We start from the raw sequence: 4578 nt of genomic DNA, 5'->3' as shown, positions 1-4578 counted from the left end.
TGGAACGTGACAAATCATTAAAAAAGCCCATCTAAGTCTAGATGGGCTAAAAATAGAAACCTACAGCACTGATTTCTAAAGAAAATTATAATGCATTTCGTATAAGGTGTATTATGTTAATTTTAGGAAAACTGAAATAAGATCAATCTAACTCGTAGAACAACAGGAGGGGATATGAATAATGATATAAGTGAAGCTGCCTATAATCCCGATAGACTACTATTGAAAGTTCTGGAGGAATTATCACCTTTTAGGTATTTCTATTTATATCTCTTCTTCTTAGTTTTTATTGTTGCTTATATTTTGGGATTTTATATTGAAGATTATTTAGGGATCACCAAATTTTCCCAATCAATGATTTTGGCATCACCACAAGTAAAATTAGTAAATGATGTTACATTAATATTTGAAATATTTATTTTTTTAATTATGCTTTTAAAGTATACATTTGTGGGCTTAGACATTAGAACTCAATATTTATTTAAAAAATATGAAAGATATTATCAGAGCACTCATGATGTTAAAAACAATAGACCTTTAATTGTATTACTATGCTCTTTAGTCTTGTTAGTTTTTATTTATATGAGATATCAAATGTTTATTTTTACCGATGGTGGAAATATATCTTCTATAAGAAAACTTTTAAATGGACCTGATTTTTTTGTGTATTTGTATATGATTTTAGGTTTTTTAATGAATCTTTTTTTCTTTATATGTGCAATTTATGGCTTGGAGCTGAGAAAGCACGTTACAAACAGATATTTTAATTAATTATTTGAAAAATTAAGTCCATTTAACATAATGGGCATTATACGAAATGCTTTTTTAAATAATGTTATTTATCAAACAGTTAACTCAATAAATCCAAAACCTCAAAGATCAAAAAACAGACGTTTTAACAACTCGTGTGTTTTTTAAGCAGATTTGTAATGTTTAGCCAATAAAATCGGTTAAAAAATGCTCAAATTCGACATTTCCCCAATATTCTCGGTCTTCCCAGGGCCAAAAATATCCCCAATTTCTGGGGATAAAATTTAGGCTATTTTGTACGCCCTGGCTTACGTGAATCTCGGCCCTTTGCGGCTACCTGGAACAGTGGAATTTTCCTATGATGAAGTCATAGAGAACAGGATGTTCCAAACAACAAGAATAAGAAAGATCGCACCAGGAGCGTGAGGTAAGACAGGAGTCATACCTAGCAACCCAATATGAGAAACCCCGGCAGGATGCCGGGGTTTTTTATTACTAAGAATATCTATAACTGAGTATTAATCTGATAGCGTGTATTACGTCCACCACCTTCTAATTTGACGATACATTCTTTCTCAAGTAGGTCTGATAAATGGCGAGTAGCTGTTGCTTTACTGACTTTAGCAACCTTTTGATATTGTGAAGCACTAATACCATGTTCAAAGCCATTTTCTCCACCGTCTAATAAACGATTTAGAACTTTGCGTTGTTCTTCACCCAGGGTTGAATTTGAATGTTTATGCCAAAATTGACTTTTAAATAATGTTCGACTGATCTGCGCCAAGGTTTTTTCAAGGCTATCATTCAATGTGTCTAGAAACCAAATCAGCCAATTTGTGATATCAGAATCATTTTTTTGGGTTTGCTCTAATACCTCATAGTAACTTTTACGTTTGTTTAATATCGCAGTAGACATTGCATACAAACGGATGCTCTGTTCATCCATTTGAGCGAGAGCAAGGTCTGTAAGTGTACGTGTAATACGGCCATTACCATCATCAAAAGGATGCAGAGTAACAAACCATAAATGGGTAATGCCTGCACGTAACAATGGATCAAGCAATGAATCATTTAAACTCTGATTAAACCACTCTATGAAGGCATTTAAGCGATCTTCTAAGCCTTCTCTTGGAGGTGCTTCAAAATGTACTTTAGGGTAATGCAATCGACCTGAAACGACCTGCATAGGCTCTGATCCCCGGAGTTGACCAATGCGTAAACGTTGCATTGTCCAGTCTGGATCATTGAAAAGCCAACGATGCCATTGCATGAGACGCTCAACAGTCAGTGGTTGCTTAACATCGTTAAGTGCATCTAGCATGATATTGGCTAAACCTTCTGATCGATCTGAGCTTGGATAAGGCTGTTCAAGCGTGACACCCAAGCGTTGAGCTAGAGATGATCGCAATGAAAAAACATTGATGGTTTCATTTTCAATTGCTGATGAAGCAACAAGATTGGCAAGTAGAGTATCTAGAGTGAATTGTTCTTTTGCTAAATCATGCTGACTTTGTCCAAGAAGAATCCCTATTTTTTGATGTATCTGTCTGGTTTTAGGTAAGATAATTGAATCTTGCCATGTGAAATTTGTCCAGTTTTGTATTTGCCAAATCCATTCCTGCATTTTCAATCTTTCTCTGAAAATCTAAGATGAGTTGAATATAGCATATATTCAGCTCAATTAATGAGCCGAATATATCGGTTAATTAGCTCATCTATTTATCTAGGACATTTCTATTTTGGGCTTACATTTAAATTTCGCATAAGAGATTTTATGTTAAAAGAATAAGGAAAAGGCCCATGCATAGGGCCTTTCGTATCAGGTGTATTATGTTAATTTTAGCGAAACTTAACCATTTATTTAGCTCGATGTAATCGATCACCCAAATAATATAAAACTAAGAGCGTAATAAAAAACAATTGTAATAAAAGGAATACATAACTAGCCGTAACAAACGATACTAATATCTTATAACTATCTAAATTTAATAAGATATTTATTGAGTCTATATATTTAATTCCACTTGATATCCCAACTAAAACCATGCTTAAAATCGCTAAATAAGCTATACAATTAGTTAGGAATCTACGCCTACTCATTTCCTCATTATTACTATCAATCGGACCCTCGCCATAGGTTAAATCATCAAGAAAATCGTTGTTAAATGATGCAATCACAGCTAAAGCAGCAAGATAAAAACCTGGTAATGTCTGTAGAAAACTAATTACAACATCAAATCCACTTGTTTTAAAAAAAGATGGGAACTTATCTGCATGTAAGAAATATAAAATCAGAAAAACAACTACAGCTCCTATGGCTGGTAAGAAAAGATCAATCCATAGTTTTTCATTCATTTTTCCATCTTTAGTTTCCCATTTAATAAACAAGTATCTGAATGGATATAAGAGCATACCAAACATGTAAATATCCTCTTAAAATTAGGTCTGATTAGTAGACTCATATTTTAACTTCGCTACTAGGTGCTTTAATAAAGTTTCATCTATATAGCTGACATCCTTGATCTCAGTGGAGTCTAGGATAGGTGCTCGTTGAAACTTATTCATCCAAGTCTTCTTAACTATCATTTCAGACATAGCATTAGTAACACTATCTAAATGAATTTGGCTGATTCTTTCATGATTACCATCTAAGTACTTCACATGGAATGTAGGCTCTTTATCTAACTTTCTGCTTTTACCATTAGTTAGTTTTTTAGCCGCTTTTTGTAATCCTTGAGCTAAATTACCTAAACTTATCTCTGTATCCAGCATACCTTTTGGACGTAAAACAATATTACTTTCTACCTCCTCTAAAGAATCTACTTCTTCACTAGTATGCTGTAACCATTTATCTCGTATTTCAATTGATATGAAATCACCCTGTGTGATTCTCTTTAATAAAGTAGCATCAGAAATAGCTGAGATTTTTACTTTGACATCAATTTTTAATAAAGTTTTCCCTGTACCATCTGGTCTATAAACTTCAGTAAAGAGACTCGGTTCAATATCATTTTCTTCAATGATATCAATTAGAGTCGCTAACATTTTTTGCAAAACATGATTAGAAACTCCTTTTTGAGTCTCTATGGAAACATCAGCAAAAACCTTGTCATCTTTTATCTCTAATAGAATATGGCAAAAACGTTGCGCTCCCTGCCCAGTTGAAAACCTAATATATTGTTTGTTCTTATTCTCTTTATCTGTGATGAAAAAGTTTTCTGATTGAAAATCAGAAGTAGAAATGATCAAGGCATATTTATTTTCTTCTAAAAGTTTAATTTCCTCTAATGCGTGTGAATATCTTTCATCTCTTTTATAAATAAAATTTTTGTATGTAAGCTGATTACCATTAACATCTAAAGAAATTTTTAAAATGGCATCTAAGACTTCCTGTATTTTAAAAATCCTTAAAGCATGACCTCTTTTGTTTTGTCCTACTTTTTTCTTAGAAGCAAAGTGTAAACGGTAGTGTTGAAAACAAATGTCTTGAGTAACAGAGCTAACTAGTTTGACCTGAGACATATCTACTGATTCATTCAAATCATCATTAGATTCATTAGATTCATTAGATCCATTAGATTCATTCAACATAATTCCCCCTAAATATTATAAAAAACAAAACTACATATTAATGAACTCACTCACTCAAGTCACCACATCGACACGTTCCCAAACCTATTTGGACTCATTTAACATAAAATCTCTTATACGAAATTTAGTTAGTAGTGAACTTTTCCGACTATGATGTTTTCATTGAAAAACATCTATAAAATCAATTAAATATATTCAAGAAGTGGAATTCTTTACAGTTTTTCTTAAATTACGCCA

4 protein-coding genes are annotated in these 4578 nt (G+C 32.6%); 1 reads left to right on the top strand and 3 read right to left on the bottom strand.

The window, feature by feature from the left end:
• Positions 1-174: 174 nt before the first annotated feature.
• Positions 175-771: a hypothetical protein gene (locus KUG37_RS14455; RefSeq protein WP_159373140.1), complete on the top strand. Its 597-nt coding sequence runs from the start codon at positions 175-177 to the stop codon at positions 769-771.
• Between the two features lie 484 nt (positions 772-1255).
• Here the strand turns inward: KUG37_RS14455 and KUG37_RS14450 are convergent, their stop codons facing one another.
• The 3 genes from KUG37_RS14450 to KUG37_RS14440 form a co-directional block, all read right to left on the bottom strand.
• The gene (locus KUG37_RS14450) at positions 1256-2374 is read right to left on the bottom strand and encodes a Fic family protein (RefSeq protein ID WP_216938300.1); all 1119 of its coding nucleotides are present in this window, start codon (positions 2372-2374) and stop codon (positions 1256-1258) included.
• A 233-nt stretch (positions 2375-2607) separates the two neighbouring features.
• Positions 2608-3171: a hypothetical protein gene (locus KUG37_RS14445; RefSeq protein ID WP_216938301.1), complete on the bottom strand. Its 564-nt coding sequence runs from the start codon at positions 3169-3171 to the stop codon at positions 2608-2610.
• An 18-nt stretch (positions 3172-3189) separates the two neighbouring features.
• The gene (locus KUG37_RS14440) at positions 3190-4341 is read right to left on the bottom strand and encodes a hypothetical protein (RefSeq protein WP_216938302.1); all 1152 of its coding nucleotides are present in this window, start codon (positions 4339-4341) and stop codon (positions 3190-3192) included.
• Between the last annotated feature and the right edge of the window lie 237 nt (positions 4342-4578).

This window comes from Acinetobacter sp. BY419, assembly GCF_019038395.1.
GTDB lineage: Bacteria > Pseudomonadota > Gammaproteobacteria > Pseudomonadales > Moraxellaceae > Acinetobacter.
The sequence above is the reverse complement of the archived record's forward strand: the minus strand, read 5'-3'. Positions and strand labels throughout refer to the sequence as shown.

Bases quoted from the DNA above. Each gene is read 5' to 3' on its own strand.
- KUG37_RS14455 (WP_159373140.1), top strand. From the start codon at position 175: ATGAATAATGATATAAGTGAAGCTGCCTATAATCCCGATAGACTACTA.
- KUG37_RS14450 (WP_216938300.1), bottom strand. From the start codon at position 2,374: ATGCAGGAATGGATTTGGCAAATACAAAACTGGACAAATTTCACATGG.
- KUG37_RS14445 (WP_216938301.1), bottom strand. From the start codon at position 3,171: ATGTTTGGTATGCTCTTATATCCATTCAGATACTTGTTTATTAAATGG.
- KUG37_RS14440 (WP_216938302.1), bottom strand. From the start codon at position 4,341: ATGTTGAATGAATCTAATGGATCTAATGAATCTAATGAATCTAATGAT.